At 59.7% G+C, this 20,838-nt stretch carries 20 protein-coding genes; 13 read left to right on the top strand and 7 right to left on the bottom strand.

The annotated features are described in order from the left end of the window. The 4 genes from E0E17_RS01175 to sixA all read left to right on the top strand — a co-directional run bounded on the left by E0E17_RS01175 (nucleotide 1) and on the right by sixA (nucleotide 4,577). On the top strand, nucleotides 1-297 hold the full coding sequence (locus E0E17_RS01175; RefSeq protein WP_130830912.1) for a YfcZ/YiiS family protein: 297 nt from the start codon (nucleotides 1-3) through the stop codon (nucleotides 295-297). Between the two features lie 161 nt (nucleotides 298-458). Next, nucleotides 459-1,772, top strand: a complete 1,314-nt coding sequence (fadI, locus tag E0E17_RS01170; protein WP_130830911.1) for an acetyl-CoA C-acyltransferase FadI — start codon at nucleotides 459-461, stop codon at nucleotides 1,770-1,772. Further along, complete coding sequence (fadJ, locus tag E0E17_RS01165; RefSeq protein WP_130830910.1) at nucleotides 1,769-3,901, top strand: fatty acid oxidation complex subunit alpha FadJ; 2,133 nt, start codon at nucleotides 1,769-1,771, stop codon at nucleotides 3,899-3,901. Before fadI ends, fadJ begins: the two co-directional genes overlap by 4 nt. Nucleotides 3,902-4,094: 193 nt before the next feature. After that, a complete protein-coding gene (gene sixA / locus E0E17_RS01160; RefSeq protein WP_130830909.1) occupies nucleotides 4,095-4,577 on the top strand; it encodes a phosphohistidine phosphatase SixA in 483 nt (160 codons plus the stop codon). Between the two features lie 32 nt (nucleotides 4,578-4,609). On the opposite strand, the gene smrB is transcribed toward sixA, so the two are convergent. After that, nucleotides 4,610-5,158: an endonuclease SmrB gene (gene smrB, locus E0E17_RS01155; protein WP_130830908.1), complete on the bottom strand. Its 549-nt coding sequence runs from the start codon at nucleotides 5,156-5,158 to the stop codon at nucleotides 4,610-4,612. A gap of 161 nt (nucleotides 5,159-5,319) precedes the next feature. Here smrB and prmB point away from each other — a divergent pair, with 161 nt between their 5' ends. The 6 genes from prmB to E0E17_RS01125 all read left to right on the top strand — a co-directional run bounded on the left by prmB (nucleotide 5,320) and on the right by E0E17_RS01125 (nucleotide 9,953). Then, the gene (gene prmB, locus E0E17_RS01150) at nucleotides 5,320-6,252 is read left to right on the top strand and encodes a 50S ribosomal protein L3 N(5)-glutamine methyltransferase (protein WP_130830907.1); all 933 of its coding nucleotides are present in this window, start codon (nucleotides 5,320-5,322) and stop codon (nucleotides 6,250-6,252) included. 43 nt (nucleotides 6,253-6,295) lie between these two features. Continuing rightward, nucleotides 6,296-7,381, top strand: a complete 1,086-nt coding sequence (gene aroC, locus E0E17_RS01145; protein WP_130830906.1) for a chorismate synthase — start codon at nucleotides 6,296-6,298, stop codon at nucleotides 7,379-7,381. Between the two features lie 4 nt (nucleotides 7,382-7,385). Next, a complete protein-coding gene (gene mepA / locus E0E17_RS01140; RefSeq protein ID WP_130830905.1) occupies nucleotides 7,386-8,210 on the top strand; it encodes a penicillin-insensitive murein endopeptidase in 825 nt (274 codons plus the stop codon). Between the two features lie 8 nt (nucleotides 8,211-8,218). After that, nucleotides 8,219-9,016, top strand: a complete 798-nt coding sequence (locus E0E17_RS01135; RefSeq protein WP_130830904.1) for a sulfite exporter TauE/SafE family protein — start codon at nucleotides 8,219-8,221, stop codon at nucleotides 9,014-9,016. A 77-nt stretch (nucleotides 9,017-9,093) separates the two neighbouring features. Further along, nucleotides 9,094-9,642 (top strand): elongation factor P hydroxylase, encoded by a 549-nt coding sequence (locus tag E0E17_RS01130; protein ID WP_130830903.1) that lies wholly within the window; start codon nucleotides 9,094-9,096, stop codon nucleotides 9,640-9,642. A gap of 29 nt (nucleotides 9,643-9,671) precedes the next feature. After that, nucleotides 9,672-9,953, top strand: coding sequence for a YfcL family protein (locus tag E0E17_RS01125; RefSeq protein ID WP_130830902.1), 282 nt, complete (start codon nucleotides 9,672-9,674; stop codon nucleotides 9,951-9,953). 28 nt (nucleotides 9,954-9,981) lie between these two features. On the opposite strand, the gene mnmC is transcribed toward E0E17_RS01125, so the two are convergent. Next, nucleotides 9,982-11,988 carry a bifunctional tRNA (5-methylaminomethyl-2-thiouridine)(34)-methyltransferase MnmC2/FAD-dependent 5-carboxymethylaminomethyl-2-thiouridine(34) oxidoreductase MnmC1 gene (gene mnmC, locus E0E17_RS01120; RefSeq protein ID WP_130830901.1) on the bottom strand — a complete coding sequence of 669 codons (2,007 nt, stop codon included), beginning with the start codon at nucleotides 11,986-11,988 and terminating at the stop codon, nucleotides 9,982-9,984. Between the two features lie 154 nt (nucleotides 11,989-12,142). On the opposite strand from mnmC, the gene fabB reads away from it, so the two are divergent. Further along, nucleotides 12,143-13,369 carry a beta-ketoacyl-ACP synthase I gene (gene fabB, locus E0E17_RS01115; protein WP_130830900.1) on the top strand — a complete coding sequence of 409 codons (1,227 nt, stop codon included), beginning with the start codon at nucleotides 12,143-12,145 and terminating at the stop codon, nucleotides 13,367-13,369. Nucleotides 13,370-13,609: 240 nt separating this feature from the next. Next, on the top strand, nucleotides 13,610-14,785 hold the full coding sequence (locus E0E17_RS01110; RefSeq protein WP_130830899.1) for an MFS transporter: 1,176 nt from the start codon (nucleotides 13,610-13,612) through the stop codon (nucleotides 14,783-14,785). Here E0E17_RS01110 and pdxR read toward each other — a convergent pair. After that, a complete protein-coding gene (gene pdxR / locus E0E17_RS01105; protein WP_130830898.1) occupies nucleotides 14,757-16,196 on the bottom strand; it encodes a MocR-like pyridoxine biosynthesis transcription factor PdxR in 1,440 nt (479 codons plus the stop codon). The two genes, E0E17_RS01110 and pdxR, sit on opposite strands and share 29 nt — an antisense overlap. An 87-nt stretch (nucleotides 16,197-16,283) precedes the next feature. Here pdxR and E0E17_RS01100 point away from each other — a divergent pair, with 87 nt between their 5' ends. After that, nucleotides 16,284-16,727 carry a rhodanese-like domain-containing protein gene (locus E0E17_RS01100; RefSeq protein ID WP_130830897.1) on the top strand — a complete coding sequence of 148 codons (444 nt, stop codon included), beginning with the start codon at nucleotides 16,284-16,286 and terminating at the stop codon, nucleotides 16,725-16,727. A gap of 1 nt (nucleotide 16,728) precedes the next feature. On the opposite strand, the gene flk is transcribed toward E0E17_RS01100, so the two are convergent. The 4 genes from flk to E0E17_RS01080 all read right to left on the bottom strand — a co-directional run bounded on the left by flk (nucleotide 16,729) and on the right by E0E17_RS01080 (nucleotide 20,834). After that, a complete protein-coding gene (gene flk / locus E0E17_RS01095; protein WP_130830896.1) occupies nucleotides 16,729-17,769 on the bottom strand; it encodes a flagella biosynthesis regulator Flk in 1,041 nt (346 codons plus the stop codon). Between the two features lie 120 nt (nucleotides 17,770-17,889). Next, entirely contained in the window at nucleotides 17,890-19,398 is a 1,509-nt protein-coding gene (locus tag E0E17_RS01090) for a tripartite tricarboxylate transporter permease (RefSeq protein WP_130830895.1), read from the bottom strand. Nucleotides 19,399-19,409: 11 nt separating this feature from the next. Then, a complete protein-coding gene (locus E0E17_RS01085) occupies nucleotides 19,410-19,841 on the bottom strand; it encodes a tripartite tricarboxylate transporter TctB family protein (RefSeq protein WP_130830894.1) in 432 nt (143 codons plus the stop codon). A gap of 12 nt (nucleotides 19,842-19,853) precedes the next feature. Continuing rightward, nucleotides 19,854-20,834, bottom strand: a complete 981-nt coding sequence (locus E0E17_RS01080; protein ID WP_130830893.1) for a Bug family tripartite tricarboxylate transporter substrate binding protein — start codon at nucleotides 20,832-20,834, stop codon at nucleotides 19,854-19,856. Nucleotides 20,835-20,838: the final 4 nt, after the last annotated feature.

Raw genomic sequence — 20,838 nt, 5'->3', positions numbered from 1 at the left:
GTGTCTGAGGCGATAAAAAAATGTCAGGCTAACGAAACGGCCGCTTGCTGTTGCGTGGATGTCGGCACCGTTATTGACAACCGCGATTGCACCGCCAGCTGGTCACAATCTTTTACACAACGTCACGAAGCGGAAGAAATGCTGGCGCGCTTAACGGCAAAAGCGCGTCAGGTTGAATCAGAGCCATGCAAAATTGAGGCGCGCATTGATGAAACCGCAGAGGGTGTCCATTTAACCGCCGCGTTCAGCTTCGCTTGTCAGGCGGAAGCCCTGATTTTCCAGCTGGGATTACGCTGACTCTGGCAGGCCGCCGTCCGGCGGCCTTTTCGTTTGTTTCGTGTTTTTACTCTCATTTTTTTCCTTCACCGGTTGGCGAGCGGTGCGCTTCTGGTTAACACTGTGGATCAGGTCTGACCTCTTTTGGCCATGATGCCGGTTCCGAGTTACAGGTGAAAACAATGAGCAAAGCGCAGCCGCTGCAGACGCGTCAGGGCGATCGCATCGCTATACCCCACGGCTTACGCCCGCCGTTTGTCCGCCAGGCCACGGCCTTTCACGGCATCCCCGCCGTAGAGCTGGGGCGCATGGTGGTAAGTGAACTTATGGCACGCAGCGAACTGCCTGCCAGGATCATCGAACAACTGGTGTTTGGTCAGGTGATTCAGATGCCGGAAGCGCCCAATATTGCCCGGGAAGTGGTGCTCAGCAGCGGGCTGAGCGTACATACCGATGCTTACAGCGTCAGTCGCGCCTGCGCCACCAGCTTTCAGGCGGTGGCGAACGTGGCGGAAAGTCTGATGGCCGGGACCATCCGGGCGGGCATTGCTGGCGGAGCGGACTCGTCGTCCGTACTGCCGATTGGCGTGACGAAATCGCTGGCGCGCGCGCTGGTGGACCTCAACAAGGCGCGCACCTTCTCTCAAAAAATGAAAATTCTCACGCGCCTGCGCCCGCGCGACCTGTTGCCGGTGCCGCCCGCCGTTGCGGAGTATTCAACCGGGCTGCGCATGGGCGATACCGCTGAACAGATGGCGAAAAGCTATGGCATCAGCCGCGAGCAACAGGATGCGCTGGCGCATCGCTCGCACCAGCGGGCGGCGGCGGCCTGGCAATCCGGCAATCTGACAGCAGAGGTGATGCCCACCTTTGTGCCGCCGTGGAAAGCGCCGGTTGAGCAGGACAATAATGTGCGTATGAATTCCAGCGCTGCGGACTATGCCCGTTTGCGCCCGGCGTTTGATCGCCGGCATGGCAGCGTCACCGCCGCCAACAGCACCCCCCTTACTGATGGCGCAGCAGCCGTGATTCTGATGAGCGAGACGCGGGCGCGTGAACTGGGCCTGACGCCGCTGGGCTATCTGCGTAGCTACGCCTTTACGGCCTGCGATGTGCACCAGGATATGCTGCTGGGCCCGGCTTATGCCTCGCCGCTGGCGCTGGATCGCGCCGGGATTACGCTTAACAACCTGACATTAATCGATATGCATGAAGCTTTTGCGGCACAGACGCTGACCAATCTTAAAATGTTTAACGATCAACGCTTTGCCAGTGAAATACTGAATCGCTCCGCGCCGCTGGGCGAGGTCGATGAGGAAAAATTCAACGTGCTGGGCGGGTCTATCGCCTACGGACATCCCTTTGCCGCCACCGGCGCGCGCATGATTACCCAGACGCTGCATGAACTACGGCGACGCGGTGGCGGCCTCGGGCTGGTAACGGCCTGTGCGGCTGGCGGATTAGGCGCCGCGATGGTACTGGAGGTGGAAGCATGACGGTGAGCTCTGCGTTTCATTTACATCTGCGTCCCGATAACGTTGGCGTTATCACCATCGACGTGCCCGGGGAAAAGATGAATACCCTGAAGGCGGCCTTCAGCAGCGAGATTATGCAAATCATTGCCGAGGCGCGCCGCAACGCGCAGCTGGCGGGGCTGGTCCTGATCTCAGGTAAGCCGGATAACTTTATTGCCGGTGCCGATATCAGCATGATCGCAAACTGTCACAGCGCGGCCGAAGCGGAGGCGTTGTCACGTCAGGGACAGGAAACCCTGGCGCAAATCGCCGCACTGCCTTTTCCGGTGGTGGCTGCGATCCATGGCGCCTGCCTCGGCGGCGGTCTTGAACTGGCGCTGGCCTGCGACGCCCGCGTCTGCACCCTGGATGATAAAACCCGTCTGGGTCTGCCGGAAGTGCAACTGGGGCTGCTGCCGGGCAGCGGCGGCACCCAGCGACTGCCGCGTCTGATCGGCGTCTCGCAGGCGCTGACGCTGATACTGAGCGGCAAAACGCTGCGCGCCAGACAGGCGTTGCGGCTGGGCCTGGTGGACGATGCGGTGCCGCAGAGCATTCTGCTGGAAACCGCCGTGGCACTGATACGCAAAGGTAAAACGCGCCAGCGCACCTTACCGGCGCGTGAAAGAGTGATGCAGGCTCCGCTGGCGCGTCGGGCGTTGTTTAGGCTGGCGAAGAAACAGAGCGACAGCAAAACCCAGGGCAACTATCCCGCCACCGATCGCATTATTGAGGTTATCCGCCTCGGACTGGAGCAGGGCAGCCATCGCGGCCATGAAGCCGAGGCGCGCGCCTTTGGTGAACTGGCGATGACGCCGGAATCGGCCGCGTTGCGCAGTCTGTTTTTTGCTTCCACCGCCATGAAAAAAGAGCCGGGAGCTGAGGCCGCGCCGCGCGAGATCGCTGCGGTGGGAATTCTGGGTGGCGGCCTGATGGGCGGTGGTATCGCCAGCGTCACGGCGCTCAATGCCGGCTTGCCGGTGCGCATCAAAGATATCAACCTCACCGGGGTCAACCATGCGTTGCAATACAGCTGGGATCGCCTGAGTAAAAAGGTGAAACAGCGTCATATTAAACCGGCGGAACGCCAGCAACAGATGGCGCGCCTCAGCGGCGGCACCGATTATCAGGGCTTTGCCCGGCGCGATGTGGTGATTGAAGCGGTGTTTGAAGATCTGGCGCTGAAACGCCAGATGGTGAGCGAAGTGGAGCAGTATTGTCAGCCACACACCATTTTCGCCTCGAATACCTCATCGCTGCCCATAGGGGAGATTGCCAGCGGCGCGCAGCGGCCAGAAAATATTATTGGTCTGCACTACTTCAGTCCGGTAGACAAAATGCCGCTGGTGGAGGTGATCCCCCACGCCGCCACTTCTGCACAGACCATCGCCACCACGGTGAGTCTGGCGCGCCGTCAGGGCAAAACGCCGATTGTGGTGGCCGATCGCCCCGGTTTTTACGTCAACCGCATTCTGGCCCCCTATATTAATGAGGCGATGCGTTGTCTGCTGGAAGGGGAGCCCATCGAACATATCGACCGGGCGCTGGTGAAGTTTGGTTTTCCGGTCGGCCCGATTCAGTTACTGGACGAAGTGGGAATTGATGTCGGCAGTAAAATCACGCCGATTCTGCAGCAGGCCTATGGCGAGCGCTTTGCCGCACCGGACGCTGTTGCGGCCGTTTTACAGGATGGTCGTAAAGGGCGGAAAAACGGTAAAGGCTTCTATCTGTATAAATCTTCGCGCTGGCCAGGCAAGAAAAAAGCCGATCCGGAACTCTACCGGCTGTTAAATCTGTCGGTCACGCCGCGGCAGAGCGCTGAACAGATCGCCATGCGCTGCGTAATGATGATGCTTAACGAAGCCGCGCGCTGTCTGGATGAAGGGGTCATCCGCTCGCCGCGCGACGGCGATACAGGTGCGGTGTTTGGCATCGGTTTTCCGCCGTTCCTCGGCGGGCCGTTCCGCTATATGGATCGGCGCGGCGTTGCTGACATCGTTGATACATTAACCAGATTAATGCAGCAGCAGGGCGATCGTTTTGCCCCCTGTGAGGCGCAGCAACGCCGTGCCGCCGTGGGAGAAAAATTTTATTTTTCTGCGCCGGAGTGAGTATCCACAAAAATTCAGTGGGTTAGCTGCAAGGCCTGAAAAGGCCCTGACGGCACAATTCTGAGAAATTGACTATTTATTAAGCAAGCAGTTGACTCGACTCAAAGCATTAAGGTACAACACAGCGTTCATTCGCAGAATGAAGAGTTGACCAGCTGGCTGGTCAGCGATCTCTAATCAACAGCGGTGCTTTATGCAAGTTTTTATCATGCGTCACGGCGATGCAGCTCTTGAAGCTGCCAGTGATTCAGTCAGACCTCTTACTCATTGCGGCTGCAATGAATCACGCCAGATGGCAAGCTGGCTGAACAGCCAGACCCTGGATATTGAACGTGTACTGGTGAGTCCTTATTTACGTGCGGAACAGACGCTGTCAACGGTACGTGAAGCGCTGAATCTGCCTGAAGGGCACGAAGTGTTACCGGAGTTGACCCCCGGGGGCGATCCGGCCCTGGTCGCCTGCTATCTGCAGACCCTGGCGCGCGCAGGGGTAAAATCGGTGCTGGTGATCTCGCACCTGCCGCTGGTGGGCTACCTGGTCGCGGAACTCTGCCCGCAGGAAGCGCCACCGATGTTTGCCACCTCCGCCATCGCCTGTATCAATTTTGATGCCGACAGCTGCGAAGGCAAACTGGAGTGGCAGGTCAGCCCTGCCAAACTGGCGAAAGCGATCTAATCACTGGCGAGCCGACAAGGCGCAGACGCCTGTTACGGCAACTCAGGCGGTTGCCACTCTTCAACCTCAATCAATACCAGCAACGCTGCATCGCCGCCAAACATTTTGGGGGCCTGGTGAAATGCCATCACCCAGGGGTGTTGCGCCAGCCAGAGCGGCGTTTGCTGCTTGAGAATATGCTTACCGTGCCCCGTCATCACGCTGGCGCAGAACAGATGCTCACGGCGACAGGCGGCGATTAATGCCCCCAGTTCCTGTTTGGCCTGCTGTTGCGTTAAGCCGTGCAGATCGAGAAAAATCTCCGGCGTATAGTCGCCACGACGCAATTTTTTCAGCTCGTAATGGCTGACGTCGCTGCGCACGTAACGCACCGGTCCCTCGCTGGATAGCAGCGGCTGAAACTCATCAGAAAAGTAGTGGCTATTATCCGCCTGCTCAGAAAGCAGGCGTTTCAGCGGCACTTCCCGCGTTTTCACCGTCGGTTTATGCACGATGGTGTCCTGTTTCAGTTTGCGCGTCCCGGCCATCAGCTGGCGGAACAGCGCTTTATCCTCATTGTTAAGCGGATCTTTTTTACTCATGGCAGCGTCAGGGTCATCAGATAAGGCTGTCTGTCAGCCGGTGGCGTTACCTTAACCTTAAGCGTAAACAAATGTCAGCTTTTTCACGCTGCTGCGCTGAATTCTGCCCGGCTTCGTGGCAAACTATCGGCCGATTCAGCAAACGGCCTGCGGAGGGCTATGTGGACAAAATTTTCGTCGATGAGGCAGTCAACGAACTGCACACCATTCAGGATATGCTGCGCTGGGCCGTCAGCCGCTTCTCCGCTGCCGGTATCTGGTATGGTCACGGCACTGATAATCCCTGGGACGAAGCCGTTCAGCTGGTATTGCCCACGCTCTGGCTGCCCCTGGATATTCCGGAAGATATGCGCAATGCGCGTCTCACCTCCAGCGAACGCCACCGCATTGTTGAGCGCGTGATCCGCCGCGTGAACGAGCGCATTCCGGTGGCCTATCTCACCAATAAAGCCTGGTTCTGCGGTCATGAATTTTATGTCGATGAACGGGTGCTGGTGCCGCGTTCACCCATTGGCGAACTGATTGAGAATCGCTTTGCCGGTCTGATCGCAGAGACGCCGCGTCATATCCTGGATATGTGCACCGGCAGCGGCTGTATCGCCATTGCCTGTGCTTACGCCTTCCCGGAAGCGGAAGTGGATGCCGTCGATATCTCTGTCGATGCGCTGGCAGTGGCGGAGCAGAATATTGAAGCTCACGGCTTAATTCACCATGTGACGCCGATTCGCGCCGATCTGTTCCGTGGCCTGCCCGCGGTGAAATATGATCTCATCGTCACCAATCCGCCCTATGTGGATGCGGAAGATATGGACGATCTGCCGGATGAATATCGTCATGAGCCGGAACTGGGACTGGCGGCGGGCAGCGACGGACTGAAACTGGTGCGCCGTATCCTCGCCTGCGCGCCCGGTTATCTCAGCGAACAGGGCGTGCTGATTTGCGAAGTGGGCAACAGCATGGTGCATATGATGGAGCAGTATCCCGATGTGCCCTTTACCTGGCTGGAGTTTGACAACGGCGGCGATGGCGTCTTTATGCTGACGCGCCAGCAGATTGTTGATGCGCAACACCATTTTTCATTTTACAAAGACTGAATGACGGGCGATCCACGCCTGCGAACCTGTACAAGGAACTACCATGGCCGGAAACAGCATCGGGCAACTTTTTCGAGTAACCACGTTTGGCGAATCCCACGGCATTGCGCTGGGATGCATTGTGGATGGCGTACCGCCGGGCATTCCGCTGAGTGAAGCGGATATCCAGCACGATCTTGATCGGCGACGCCCGGGCACTTCACGCTATACCACCCAGCGCCGTGAGCCCGATCAGGTAAAAATCCTTTCCGGCGTTTTTGAAGGCGTGACAACCGGCACCTCCATCGGTTTGCTGATTGAGAATACCGATCAGCGTTCGCAGGACTACGGCGCGATTAAAGATCTGTTCCGTCCCGGCCATGCTGACTACACCTACGAACAAAAATATGGCCTGCGCGATTACCGTGGCGGCGGACGCTCTTCCGCGCGCGAAACTGCGATGCGCGTCGCGGCAGGGGCCATCGCCAAAAAATATCTGCAGATGCAGCACAACATTCAGGTGCGCGGCTATCTGGCACAGATTGGCGACGTCGCCTGCGAGCTGAAAGACTGGAGTATTGTGGAGGAGAATCCGTTCTTCTGTCCCGATCCGGCAAAACTTGACGCGCTGGATGAACTGATGCGCGGTCTGAAAAAAGAGGGCGACTCTATCGGCGCCAAAGTCACGGTGATGGCAGAGAACGTGCCGCCGGGACTGGGTGAACCGGTGTTTGATCGCCTGGATGCCGATCTGGCCCATGCGCTGATGAGCATCAATGCGGTGAAAGGGGTAGAAATTGGCGACGGTTTTGCCGTGGTCGGCCAGCGTGGCAGCGAGCATCGCGATGAGATCCGCGCTACCGGCTTCCAGAGCAACCATGCGGGCGGCATTCTCGGCGGTATCAGCAGCGGGCAGGTGATCAGCGCGAACCTGGCAATGAAGCCTACCTCCAGCATCACGGTGCCGGGCAAAACCATTACCCGTGACGGAGAAGAAGTGGAGATGATCACCAAAGGTCGTCACGATCCCTGTGTCGGGATCCGCGCGGTGCCGATCGCTGAAGCGATGATGGCGATCGTGCTGATGGATCATCTGTTGCGCCATCGCGCCCAGTGCGCCGATGTGATTTCCACCGTACCACGCTGGTGATGTGATGAAAGCGGCTTTACTCGCGCTCACGGCGCTGCTGTTCAGTGTCGCCACTCTGGCGGCAACCCCCTGGCAAAATATTCGCCAGCCGATCAGCGGTGCGCCGCAGTCCATTGGCGGCTTTGCCAATGGCTGTATTGTCGGCGCGCAACCCTTACCGCTGGAGGCGCAGGGCTATCAGGTGATGCGCCCCGATCAGCGGCGCTATTTCGGCCATCCTGACCTAATTCTGTTTATCCAGCGCCTCAGCGCTCAGGTGCATAACCTGCGGCTGGGCGAGGTGCTGGTCGGGGATATGGGCATGGCGGCGGGCGGACGCTTTAACGGCGGCCATGCCAGTCATCAGACTGGCCTTGATGTCGATATCTGGTTGCAGTTGCCGAAAACGCGCTGGTCTGCGCAGCAGCTGCTGAAGCCGCAGCCGCTGGATCTGGTGGCAGTCGACGGTAAAAACGTGCTGGCGCGTCACTGGCGGCCGGAAATCGTCAGTCTGATTAAGCTGGCGGCCAGGGATGACGAGGTATCGCGCATCTTTGTGAATCCGGCTATTAAAAAACAGCTCTGTGCCGATGCGGGCGCGGATCGCGACTGGCTGCGCAAGGTGCGCCCGTGGTTCGCCCATCGCGCGCATATGCATGTCCGGCTGCGTTGCCCGCCGGAGAGCCTGGAGTGTCAGGATCAGCCGCCGCCGCCGCCAGGCGACGGCTGTGACGCCGAGCTGGAAAGCTGGTTTGCGCCGAAAAAACCAGGTACAGGCGCGCCGGTAAAACGGCAACCGCCTCCGCTGCCGCCCTCCTGTCAGGCGCTGCTGGATCAACATTTACTCTAAGGAATCGCATGGATTGGTTCGTTATCAGCCCGCTGCTGGTCGGGCTCCTGTTCTTTGTCGCGATGCTGGCTGCTTTTATCGATTCTATCGCTGGCGGGGGCGGTCTGCTTACCGTACCGGCGCTGCTGGCGGCAGGACTCACGCCGGCGCAGGCGCTGGCAACCAATAAACTGCAGTCGGTCGGCGGATCCTTCTCCGCCAGCCTCTATTTTATCCGCCGCGGCGCGGTCAAACTGAATGAGCAGTGGCTGAATATCGCCATGACCTTTATTGGCTCGGTGCTGGGTACGCTGCTGATCCAGCATCTGGATGCGGAAATTCTGCGTCAGATCCTGCCGCTGCTGCTGATTTCCATTGGCCTCTGGTTCCTGCTGATGCCGCGTCTTGGCGAAGAGGATCGCGCCCGCCGTCTGCACGGTCTCCCTTTTGCGCTGATCGGGGGCGGCTGCGTTGGCTTTTACGACGGCTTCTTTGGACCTGGCGCAGGCTCTTTCTACGCGCTGGCCTTTGTGACGCTCTGCGGCTACAACCTGGCAAAATCCACGGCGCACGCCAAGGTGCTTAACTTTACCTCCAACTTAGCCAGCCTGCTGTTCTTTATGTTTGGCGGCAAAGTGGTGTGGGCTACCGGCCTGATTATGATGGTAGGGGCTTTTTGCGGCGCGCGCCTGGGTGCCCGTCTGGTATTAAGCCGCGGTCAGAAGCTGATCCGCCCGATGGTGGTTATCGTCTCGGCGGTAATGAGCACCAAACTGTTGTGGGACAGCCACGGCAGCGCGCTGCTCGCCTGGTTCGCCAGCCTGTAACGAATCGTATAACACTACTCATCATGCCGGGCGCCAGATGCGACAATGGCGCCGTTTTTTGACTACATACTGATACCATGACCACTACGCACCACTATCAACAGCTGATTGAGCTGTTCGATCGCTGTTTCGGCGACGACTTTCAGACCCGTCTAATTAAAGGCGATGATGAACCCATCTATCTTCCGGCAGACGACACCTCGCCGTGGAACCGGGTGGTGTTTGCCCATGGCTACTACGCCAGTGCGCTGCACGAAATTTCTCACTGGTGTATCGCCGGTGAAGCGCGCCGCAAGCTGGTCGATTTTGGCTACTGGTACTGCCCGGATGGACGCGATGCGCAAACCCAGAGCCAGTTCGAAGCGGTAGAGGTGAAGCCGCAGGCACTGGAGTGGATGTTTTGTGTTGCGGCAGGCTTTCCCTTCAACGTAAGTTGTGACAATCTCGATGGAGATTGTGAACCGGATCGCATCGCTTTTCAGCGCAAGGTACATGCTCAGGTTATCGCTTATCTGGAAAACGGGATCCCCGCCCGGCCAGCGCGTTTTATTGATGAATTAGGCAAATTTTATGGCACGCCGCCGCTGACGGCAGCGCAGTTTCCCTGGCCGGAAGATCTGAGCTGAACGGCGTCTGATGACAAAGAGGAATTGAGATGATCGCAGAATTTGAGGCGCGTATTCTGGCCCTGATTGACGAGATGGTTGACCACGCCAGTGACGATGAGCTGTTTGCCAGCGGGTATCTGCGTGGTCACCTCACGTTAGCCGTGGCGGAAATTGAGCAGAGTGGTGAGCATACGCCGGAAGCGTTGCAGATTCAGGTCACCAATAGCCTGCAGAACGCCATCGCCGCCGGCGAACTCTCGCCGCGCGACCAGGCGCTGGTGATTGGCATGTGGGATAATCTGTTTTTACAGGCACGTCAGTCTGCCTGACGGCAGGGCGGTGCGCCGCCCTTGCTGTTTACACCGCTTTTCCTTTCAGCAGTTTTCTTACCCAGTAGCGATTGGGGCTCAGTGCCGCCAGCGTCGCCGCATCCAGCGGCTGAGGCTCGCCCGCCAGCTGGGCTGCCAGCACTTCCGCCGCCAGCGGCGCACTGCACAATCCGCGTGATCCCAGCGCTCCCAGCAGCCACAGCCCCGACCAGACCGGTGCCTCAGCGATCGCTTCTCCCCGTTCACGTTGCCGCGCCAGCTGTGCATACTGCTGCAGTGTCGCTTCATAGTCGGGCAGGCTGCCCGCCATTGGCAGATGGTCGCGCGTGGCGCAGCGTACGCCCATGCGCGCCTCGCCTGCGCTGACATCCACCGCCTGCGCCCAGCGGGCGGCAGGCAGACAGCGCAGCAGACGCTCGCGATTTTCCTGCTGATCGTCCGGGCGATAGTGTGTGGCGGTATCGCCGCGATGATAGCTGGCCCCGATGGAGTGGGTGGCAAACTGCGGGCTTACCGGCGTGAGATAACCTTCGTAACAGAGCACGGTGTTCAGCGCCGACAACGCGGGGGTAGCGGGGATATGACTCACCTGACCGGCAACGGCATAGACCGGCAGTCTGGCGCTCTGCGGAAAATCGCTGAGGCGGTGGCCGGTCGCCAGCACCACCTGCTGGTGAAAGACGGGCGGCTGTGCGGAAAAATTCAGCTCCCAGCCTTCGGCGGCGGGAGTCAGCTGCGTCAGTTCATGCAGCCAGTGGATGCGCAATCCCTGTCCTTCTGCCTGTTGCAACATGGCGCTGGTCACCTCTGCTGGCGAGAGCCAGCCGCCCTGCGGGTAAAAAATGCCGCCACAGCCGGTTTCTACCCCGGCCAGCGCCTCCGCCTGCTGTTGATCAACGCCACAGGCGATGCTGCCGGGCAGAGTCATATCCAGCATTTGCGCGATTTTTTCAGCGCTTTTTTCATCCCAGCCCAGCTGTAAGACCCCGCTCCAGCTGTGCTCGAAGGGCAGCGGCAGGGCATCATAAAAACGACGAGCGAAGCTGAAGGCGGCGGGGAAAAACTGCGTCAGCGCCGCATCATGCTGATTAAGCAGTGGGTAGAGCGCTCCCTGGCGATTACCCGAGGCCCCCTGCGCCGGAGCGGCATCCGCACAATAGAGGGTGACGCGCCAGCCGCGACGCAGCAGCGCCAGGGCAAGGCAGGCGCTGGCCACGCCACCGCCAATCAGGGCGATCTCCTGGCTGCGCGCTGCTGGCCGGGCGTACCACGGCTGACGTAACGGCAGCGAGGGTGCCTCGTTCAGGCTGCCGCACAACATCTCGCGTTTATGGCCGAAACCTTTGCGTTTGCTGACGCTAAATCCCGCCGCCTGCAGGCCACGGCGCACAAAGCCTGCGGCGGTGAAGGTGGCCAGGGTGCCGCCCTGACGCGCCATGCGCGCCATCGCGGCAAAGAGTTCAGGCGTCCACATATCGGGGTTTTTGGCCGGGGCAAAGCCGTCCAGAAACCAGGCATCCACCTGGCGATGCAGGCTGTCATCAAAACGATCGATTAACTGGTTGATATCGCCAAACCAGAGATCGAGCGTTACCCGTCCCTGATCGAACAGCAGGCGCTGACAGCCCGGCAGCGCGGCAGGCCACTGCTGCTGCAGCTGGCGGGCATAATCCGCCAGTTCCGGCCAGTGAGCGTGTGCGGCGCTGAGATCATTCCGGGTCAGGGGGAATTTTTCACAGCTGATAAAGTGCAGGCGCTGCAGCCGGGCGTCCGGCTGCTGACGCTGAAAATTATCAAATGCCTGCCAGAGGGTAAGAAAATTCAGCCCGGTGCCAAAGCCTGTCTCCGCCACGATAAACAGATCGCGCTCATGACGGGCAAAACGCGCCGGCAGGTCGTTGCCGCCCAGGAAGACATAACGCGTCTCTTCCAGCCCATTTTCGTTTGAGAAATAGACATCGTCGAAGGCTCGGGAAACAGGTGTACCCTGTTCATTCCAGCTCAGTCTGGCATGTTCAACCGGGGTTAACTTCACAGGGAAAGGCTCATTCAGCAGGCAGTGGCGCGATTTTAGCGACCCCAGTCACATGACGCAAATTTACAATCAGAAATGGCTGATCGGACTTGTTCGGCGTACAAGTGTAAGCTAGAGTGCACGTCAAACAAAAGAAGTGGAAGAGGAAGAGTTAATGAAACGTGCAGTGATTACTGGCCTGGGAATCGTTTCCAGCATTGGTAATAACCAGCAAGAAGTGCTGGCTTCTCTGCGTGAAGGGCGCTCTGGCATTACCTTCTCGCAGGAGCTGAAAGATTCCGGCATGCGTAGTCACGTCTGGGGAAACGTTAAGCTCTCTAAAGAAGAGATCTCCAGCCTCATCGATCGCAAAGTGCTGCGTTTTATGAGTGATGCATCGGCTTATGCTTATATCTCCATGCTGGAAGCAGTTAAAGATTCCGGCCTGACCACTGAGCAATATCAGAACAATCCCCGCGTTGGCCTGGTGGCTGGCTCCGGCGGCGGTTCCCCGTTCTATCAGGCAGCCAGCGTTGACGGTATGCGCGCGAAAGGGCTGCGCGGCGTCGGTCCCTATATGGTGACCAAAGCGATGGCTTCCGGTGTATCCGCCTGCCTGGCGACGCCGTTTAAAATTCACGGCGTAAACTACTCTATCAGCTCCGCCTGTGCCACCTCTGCGCACTGTATCGGTAACGCGGTTGAGCAGATTCAGCTGGGCAAACAGGATATCGTGTTTGCGGGCGGCGGCGAGGAGCTGTGCTGGGAAATGTCCTGTGAGTTTGACGCCATGGGCGCGCTCTCCACTAAATACAACGACACGCCGGAAAAAGCGTCACGTACCTATGATGCGGAACGCGACGGTTTCGTTATCGCTGGCGGCGGCGGTATGGTTGTGGTGGAAGAGCTGGAACACGCGCTGGCGCGTGGCGCGCACATCTACGCGGAAATCGTCGGCTACGGCGCGACTTCCGATGGCGCAGATATGGTGGCGCCGTCAGGTGAAGGCGCCGTCCGTTGTATGCGTATGGCGATGCAGGGCGTAGATACCCCGATCGACTACCTGAATACCCACGGTACTTCAACGCCGGTTGGCGACGTGAAAGAGCTGGGCGCGATTCGTGAAGTATTTGGCGACAACTGCCCGGCCATGTCAGCGACCAAAGCGATGACAGGTCACTCTCTGGGCGCCGCGGGCGTACAGGAAGCGATTTACACCCTGCTGATGCTGGAGCACGGTTTTATCGCGCCGAGCATTAACATCGAGCAGCTGGATCCGGCGGCAGAAGGTCTGAACATCGTGACCCAACCGACCGAGCAGAAACTCACTACCGTGATGTCCAACAGCTTTGGTTTCGGCGGCACCAATGCCACCCTGACCATGCGTAAATACTCTGCCTGATCTTTCAGGCAGCATGAGGTGTCCTTCGTTGCACCTCTTCTTCACGGGGCCAGCTGATGCTGGCCCCGCTGTTTTGACAGCACGTCCAGGGCTTGTCACAATCCTGCCGCAATCTCTGTGCTTTTAACGATCTTGCATGACCTGCGCGTGTGCCTGGCGGCTTTCTGTCGCAGGGAAGCGCCAGCGCTGCGTGAGGTGATGCCATTCTGACGTCTGTCTGAACAAGGAGCTATGTTATTCATGTCGTCTCAGCCCGTTGAGCCTCATCACGCTTCGACCCTGCCGCTGGCCAGTGCTGCCTGCGCGGTCTTTCTTTCCTATCTGACCGTCGGGCTGGCGCTGCCGGTGATCCCGCTTTATGTTCATCAGTCGCTGGGCATGAGCAATGTCATGGTCGGCGTGGCGGTGGGTATCCAGTTTTTAGCCACCCTGCTGACGCGCGGCTTTGCCGGACGCCGGGCCGATCGGCATGGCGCGAAACGCACCACGCTGCACGGCATTTTTGCCATCGCGCTGGTGGGGGTCACCTATCTGGCGGCGGCGCAGCTGCCGTTGCCGCCGATGGCGAAATTCGCGCTGCTGGTGCTGGGGCGTCTGCTGCTGGGTTTTGGCGAAAGCCTGCTGCTGACCGGCAATCTGACCTGGGGGATGGGGCTGGTAGGGGCGAGACGTTCCGGCCTGGTGATGTCCTGGAACGGCATGGCAATTTACGGCTCGCTGGCCGCCGGCGCGCCGCTGGGCTTGCTGATCGAACACCACTGGGGTTTTGCTGGCCTGGGCATGGTGTCTGTTGCGCTGCCATTGCTGGCGCTGCTCTGTAATCTCTGGATCCGGGCGGTGCCGGTGCAGGGCGGAGCGCGCCCGTCACTGCTGAGCGTGGTGCGCACCATCTTCCAGCCCGGTCTGGCGCTGGCGCTGCAGGGTGCCGGTTTTGCCGTGATAGGCACCTTTACCTCGCTCTATTTTGCCGCCCAACAGTGGGACCATGCCGGGCTGGCGCTCAGCGCTTTTGGCCTGGCCTTTGTGCTGGTGCGTCTGTTCTTCGGCGGATTGCCCGATCGCTATGGCGGGGCGCGCGTGGCGCTGGTTTCGTTACTGATTGAGACAGTGGGGCTGTTGCTGCTGGCGCTGGCAACCCACGGCGGCATAGCGCTGCTGGGCGCTGCGCTCACCGGTGCGGGCTGTTCGCTGATTTTTCCGGCGCTCGGCGTTGAGGTAGTGAAACGCGTCTCGCCGCAGGTGCGGGGCACGGCGCTGGGCGGTTTCGCCGCCTTTCAGGATATTGCCTACGGTGCCAGCGGCCCACTGACTGGCTTGCTGGCTACGGCGGCGGGCTACGGTTCAGTTTATGCGGCAGGTGCCTGCTGCGCGCTGCTGGGGATGCTCGTTACCTGGCGCTTTGCCCGTCACGGCTGAACAGCCGGAGCAGTTTATCGCAGCCAGCTACCAGTTCCGCGCGTTCCAGCGCGGAGAATCCCAGAATCCAGCCTGGCTGCGCGGGCGCAGCGGCATACAGCGGCGACAGGCGCGGTAAGCTGAGGCCCAGCGCCGCCGCCTGCGCGGTCAGTTGCGCCTCGTCTCCTCTTTTCAGATGCACGATCATTTGCAGGCCGCCAGGCGCGGGTTGCGGTACCAGCCATTCACCCAGCCGGTTTTCCAGCTGCGCCAGCAGGAAATCGCGTCGGCTGTGGTACAGCTGACGCATCAGGCGCAGGTGCGCGGCAAAGTGGCCCTGTTGCAGGAAAGCAGCCGTCACCGCCTGCGGCAGCAGTGCGCTGTGACCATCCATCAGGCTGCGTGCCTGACCAAAGGGTTCAACCAGCGCTGGCGGCAGCACCATCCAGGCGAGACGCAGCGAGGGAAACAGCGATTTGGAAAAGGTGCCAAGAGAGATGACCCGATCCTGACGATCAAGTCCCTGCAGCGAGGGCACGGGCCGATCCAGATAATGAAACGCGCTATCGTAATCATCTTCAATCAGCCAGCTGTTCTGACATTGTGCCCAGTGAAGCCATTGCAGTCGACGCGCCAGGCTCATGGTGACGCCGGTGGGGTAGTGGTGCGAGGGCGTCAGGTACATCAGTTTTGCACCGCCTGGGCCGACGATAGCCCCTTCCGTGTCCAGCGGCACGCCGTGACAGCGCGCACCAGCCGTAAGAAAAGCATTGCGCGCGCCGGGATAACCGGGATCCTCCAGCCAGACCTCATCACCGGGATCGAGAAACATCATCGCCAGCAGCTGAAGTGCCTGTTGCGAGCTGGTCAGGATAACCACCTGTTCAGGCTGGCACTCTACGCCGCGTGCCAGCGCCAGGTAGTCGGCAACCGCCGTGCGCAGCGGCAGATAGCCGAGGGGATCGCCGTAGCGCATGACCGCCGCGCCGAGGGAGCGCTGCACGCTGGCGCTTAAACGCCGCCACAGCAGATGTGGAAAAGCGCGTAGCTCCGGAGAACCGGCAGCAAACGCGTGTGGAAAAGGGGGATCCTGACAGCCGCCGGTGATCAGCACCTGCTGTCCGCGTCGGGAAAAGCGTGGCGCGCGCGCCGGTCGCGCCTGGCGTAACGTCGCCGGAAGAGGAATGGTGACAAAAGTGCCACGCCCGGTTTCCCGCCGCAGGTAGCCTTCGCTCTCCAGCTGGCTGTAAGCCGCCTCTACCGTGACGCGTGAGATCTGGAGATCGGCAGCCAGCTGACGCGTGGAAGGGAGCTTTTGTCCATAGCGCAGATGGCCGGCGGTCATTGCCTGACGCAGGGTGGCACACAGGCGATCGCGCAGACCGCCCTGGGTGTGATGCTGAAAAAGGTGCAGCAGGGGAGAGGCCGCCATAATGGTCTTACCCGATGGTTATAATGGGTCTCATTGAGCAGTCCACTTTGCCGTAAACTGGCCTCTTTACACAACAGGAGATTCGCTATGTCCGCCGTTCTCGCTTTTCCTGCTGCCAGCGCGCAGCAGAGCCTGGAATATCTGCGCCATAAACTGACTTTTTATACCGATGCCTGGGATCTGGCTGAAGATCTGGCACAGGGGGTGTCGTCCATCGTGGTGATTGATGCGCGCGCCACGGCGCTTTACCGCAGCGGGCATATCTGTGGGGCGATCAGCTTCCCGCATCGCACGATGGATGCGGCCAGCACCGCCCGGCTCGATCCCGGCAAAGTGTATATCACTTACTGCGACGGCATCGGCTGCAACGGTTCGACCAAAGCGGCTTTCAAACTGGCGCAGCTGGGCTTTCAGGTAAAAGAGTTAATTGGCGGGCTGGATTTCTGGAAGCGTGACGGCCATCCGCTGGCCTGGGGCGATGCGCCAGGCGAATGGCCCGGGGCAGCGCCGACAGCGGTGTGTGGCTGTTAACTTACAGCAGGATCCACAGCAGCAATGCCACCACTACCAGCGCCACCACGGTGGTCACCAGGGGACGCTGGGTCAGCGGCTGTAGCACCGCAGGCAACGGCGTGACAAAAGGATTCCAGATCGGTTGCGGCTGGATCTCGCTGGCGGCCAGCGGCTGCTCGGTATTTTTTTCCGCGCGTCGGCTGAACAACAGATTCAGCAGATCCTGGGTCTGGGCGGCGGTCAGAATCGTCTGCGGCGTGGCCTGGAAGCGCTGCTGGCAATACTCTTCCAGCAGCCGATGCTCTGCGGCATCGGGCGGCTGCTTCAGGGACGACTCCACCAGCTGTAACGTCGGAGCGCTGTGCTGGCTGAATGTCTGACGCACCTGCAGATATTGTGTCAGCAGCGGAAAGTGGCGTGACGGAATCGGATCGCCGCTTTTCAGGTTCACCAGTTTAAGCATCGCGGCCCAGAGTTTGACCGGCTGTTCGCCGGTGGCCGCGGCGAGGCGCGCCACCTGCTGATTCAGCGTCTGATGCTCCGCCGGTAGCAGGGTACGATCGGTAATGCGCGTCTGCTGCGGCTGCGGGATCGCCATCTCGCCGTTTTGCAGCATGGTCAGCACCTGACGCAGCTGATCCTGCGACAGCGCGCTCAGCACCGTCTGACCAAACTGCTGACGGATAAAATCACTCACTGCCTGGCGATTATTGCCCTGCGGCAGCATACCGGTCAGTTGCTGCAGCAGCTGGCGTGTGGCGTGGCCATTTTGCACCTGCGTCAGACGTCCCGCTAAATATTGCTCCGCCTGGGGAAAGTGGCGCGACTGCAATTCGGTATCGTTTTTGACCCCAACTTCATGACGCACGCCTGCCCACAGTTCAGCGCCTTTTAAGGTACTGAGCGACATAATGCGCACGATTAACCGCTCCAGCGTGGTGCGCTGCGCCGGGGAGAGAGGCTGCTCGCCAGGGGCGGAACCGGGACGCGTCGCGCCAGATTGTGCGGTGACAGGAGAGCGATCGCCCACCGGCACACCGGGGCCGCTAACAGGTTGCATGGCGGAATCCTTGGAAAAACGGGTCAGATCCGGGTGGGCCGGAAGAAGAAGGGCATATGATAACAAAAGCCCCCGGGAAATCCCACGGGGGCTCAGTGCAAACTTCAGGCGAGCTGCAGATTATTTCGCGGTAGCCAGCGCCAGGCGCTTGCGACGCCAGCGTTTCCACAGCGGCGGTACCACCAGAATCGCCACCGCCAGTACCAGCAACACCTTACAAATCAGACTTTCCCACAGGATCGGCAGATTACCGTTACTGATGGAAAGGGCGCGACGCAGGTTTTGCTCCAGCATCTCCCCCAGCACAAAGCCGAGGATTAGCGGCGACATGGGGAAATCCATTTTGCGCAGGATGTAACCAAAAATACCCAGCCCTACCATCAGCAGCAGATCGAAGGTGGTGCTGTGCACGGCATAGACGCCCACTGCGGAGATGGAGGCGATGGCCGGAACCAGTACCCAGAGCGGAATACTCAGCATACGGGCAAAAACATTGACCATCGGCAGGTTCATGATCAACAGCATCACGTTACCAATCAGCAGGGCGGCGATCAGCCCCCAGACGATATCGGGCTGTTCGGTGAACATCGCCGGGCCCGGGGTGATGTTATACAGCGTGAGCGCGCCCACCATCACCGCCGTGGTGCCGGAGCCGGGGATGCCCAGCGTCAGCATCGGAATAAAGGATCCGCAGGCGGAGGCGTTGTTGGCCGCTTCCGGCGCGGCGACGCCACGGATATCTCCTTTGCCGAACTGATCGCTACCGCTGATTTTCTTCTCTGTCATCCAGGCGATGGCGCTGGCAATGGTGGCACCGGCACCTGGCAGCACGCCCACCACAAAGCCGAGCAGTGAGGAGCGCAGGGTCGCGCCGGTACAAAGTGCCGCTTCTTTCAGGTTAAACAGCATGCGCCCACTGGCGCGTACCGCTTTCTGGCCGCCGTGGGTCGATTCCAGCATCAGCAGAATTTCGCTCACCGAGAACAGGCCGATCACTACCACCACAAACTGAATACCGTCGGAGAGATGCACGCTGTCAAAGGTAAAGCGATAGACACCGGTGTTGGCGTCCACGCCTACCGTGGCCATACCGAGACCGATCAGCGCCGCGAGAAAGGATTTCAGCGGGTTATGGCTCATCATGCTGCCCAGACAGGCGATAGCAAACACCATCAGGGCAAAATATTCCGCCGGGCCAAAGGCCAGCGACCAGCTGGCCAGCAGCGGGGCAAACAGGATAATGCCGACGATAGCGATTGTGGAGCCGATAAACGAGCTGACTGCCGAGATAGAGAGCGCCACGCCCGCTTTGCCCTGTTGCGCCATCGGATAGCCATCCATTGCCGTCATAATGGCACCGGCATCCCCCGGCACGTTGAGCAGAATCGACGAAATACGACCGCCATATTCGCAACCGATATACACCGTAGCCAGCAGAATCAGTGCCGACTCTGCGGGCAGATGCAGGGCAAACGCCAGCGGCATCAGAATCGCTACGCCGTTGATCGGGCCAAGGCCGGGCAGCAACCCGACAATGGTGCCGATAAAACAGCCGATCAGGGCGATCATCAGGTTGCCCGGCGTCATGGCGACGCCGAAGCCCTGCATCAGAAAAGACCAGGTATCCATCAGGAACTCCTTTAACTCAGCCAGCTGCCGAACGGCAGGGTGACTTCCAGCAGGCGGTCAAACGCCCAGTACAGGGCGCAGCCCATCACCACGCCGGAAAGGGCGGCAGCCCACCAGCGGGCGCCAAACAGAACCCCCATGCCAAAAGCAAGCAGCGTGGTGGTCAGCGGAAAGCCGAGAGATTCAAACAGCCAGCCATAGAGAAACAGCATCAGGCTCAGCGCCAGCAGCCGTTTTAACATCGGACGGGCGGGCCACTGTACCGGGTCTGCTTTGCGGAACAGCATCAGCAACGCGCAGATCGCCATCAGACCGAGGATCAACATCGGAAAAGGGCGAGGCCCCACCGGTTCGTAGCTGTAATCGCTTTGAATGCCCCAGGCGACGAACAGGCCGCTGAGACACAGCAGCAGCCAGATCGCGGCAAAGATACGATCGCTCATCACGACCTCCGGTTATTTTGCCAGGCCAAAAGATTTTGCCTGCTCACGATAGTCAGCGACCTGTTTTTTCACATAGGTGTCCAGCTCGCTGCCGAACATGTTGAACTCAAACAGACCGCGCAGATCGCGCTGCTTTTTAAACTCGTCAGTTTCCACCATTTTTTTGAAGGCGCTTTCCCACCATTGATAGTCGGCGTCGCTCACTTTCGGGCCGAGGTAGTAGCCACGGATCACCGGCCATTCCACGTTAAAGCCCTGCTCTTTGGCGGTGGGCACGTCCGCCAGCTGGCCTGGCAGACGCTTGTCTGACATCACCGCCAGCACGCGCAATTTGCCCGCCTGCAGATGCGGCACCATTTCGCTCATATCGCCGGACACCACCTGAATGTGGTTACCCAGCAGGGCGGTTACCGGTTCGCCGCCGCCTTCAAACGCCACATAGCGCATTTTGCGTGGATCGATGCCCGCTTCACGCGCCAGCAGCGCGGTTTTCATCCAGTCCTGACTGCCAATTGAGGCACCGGCACCGACCACCACTTTGGTGGGATCCGCTTTCATCGCCGCCATCAGTTCTTTTAAATCTTTCCATGGGGCGTCGGCGCGCACGGCAATCATGCCGTAATCAGTGCCGATCGCCGCCAGCCACTTCACATCATCTACCGAGTAGCGACCAAATTTGCCCTGCGACAGGTTGAGCAGCGAGCCGCCGGAGAAGGCGACCACCGTACCGGCTTCTGCCGGACGCTGGGCAATAATGGCGTTATAGGCCACGGCACCCACGCCGCCAGGCATATAGGTGACGCGCATCGGGGAGGTGATCTGTTTCGTTTCCTGTAATGACACCTGTAACAGCTTACAGGTCAGGTCAAAGCCGCCGCCGGGTTTCGCCGGAGCGATACATTCGGTACGAGAGGGGGCGTCTGCCGCAAAAGTGGCCGGGATTGCCAGACAAAACAGGCTGCTGGCTAACGCGGTGCGGATCATTTTTTTCATTGTG

It is taken from the genome of [Erwinia] mediterraneensis, from assembly GCF_900604315.1.
GTDB classification, from domain to species: domain Bacteria; phylum Pseudomonadota; class Gammaproteobacteria; order Enterobacterales; family Enterobacteriaceae; genus Pantoea; species Pantoea mediterraneensis_A.
Note: the sequence above shows the minus strand (reverse complement) of the source record. Positions and strands in the feature narration are given on the sequence as shown.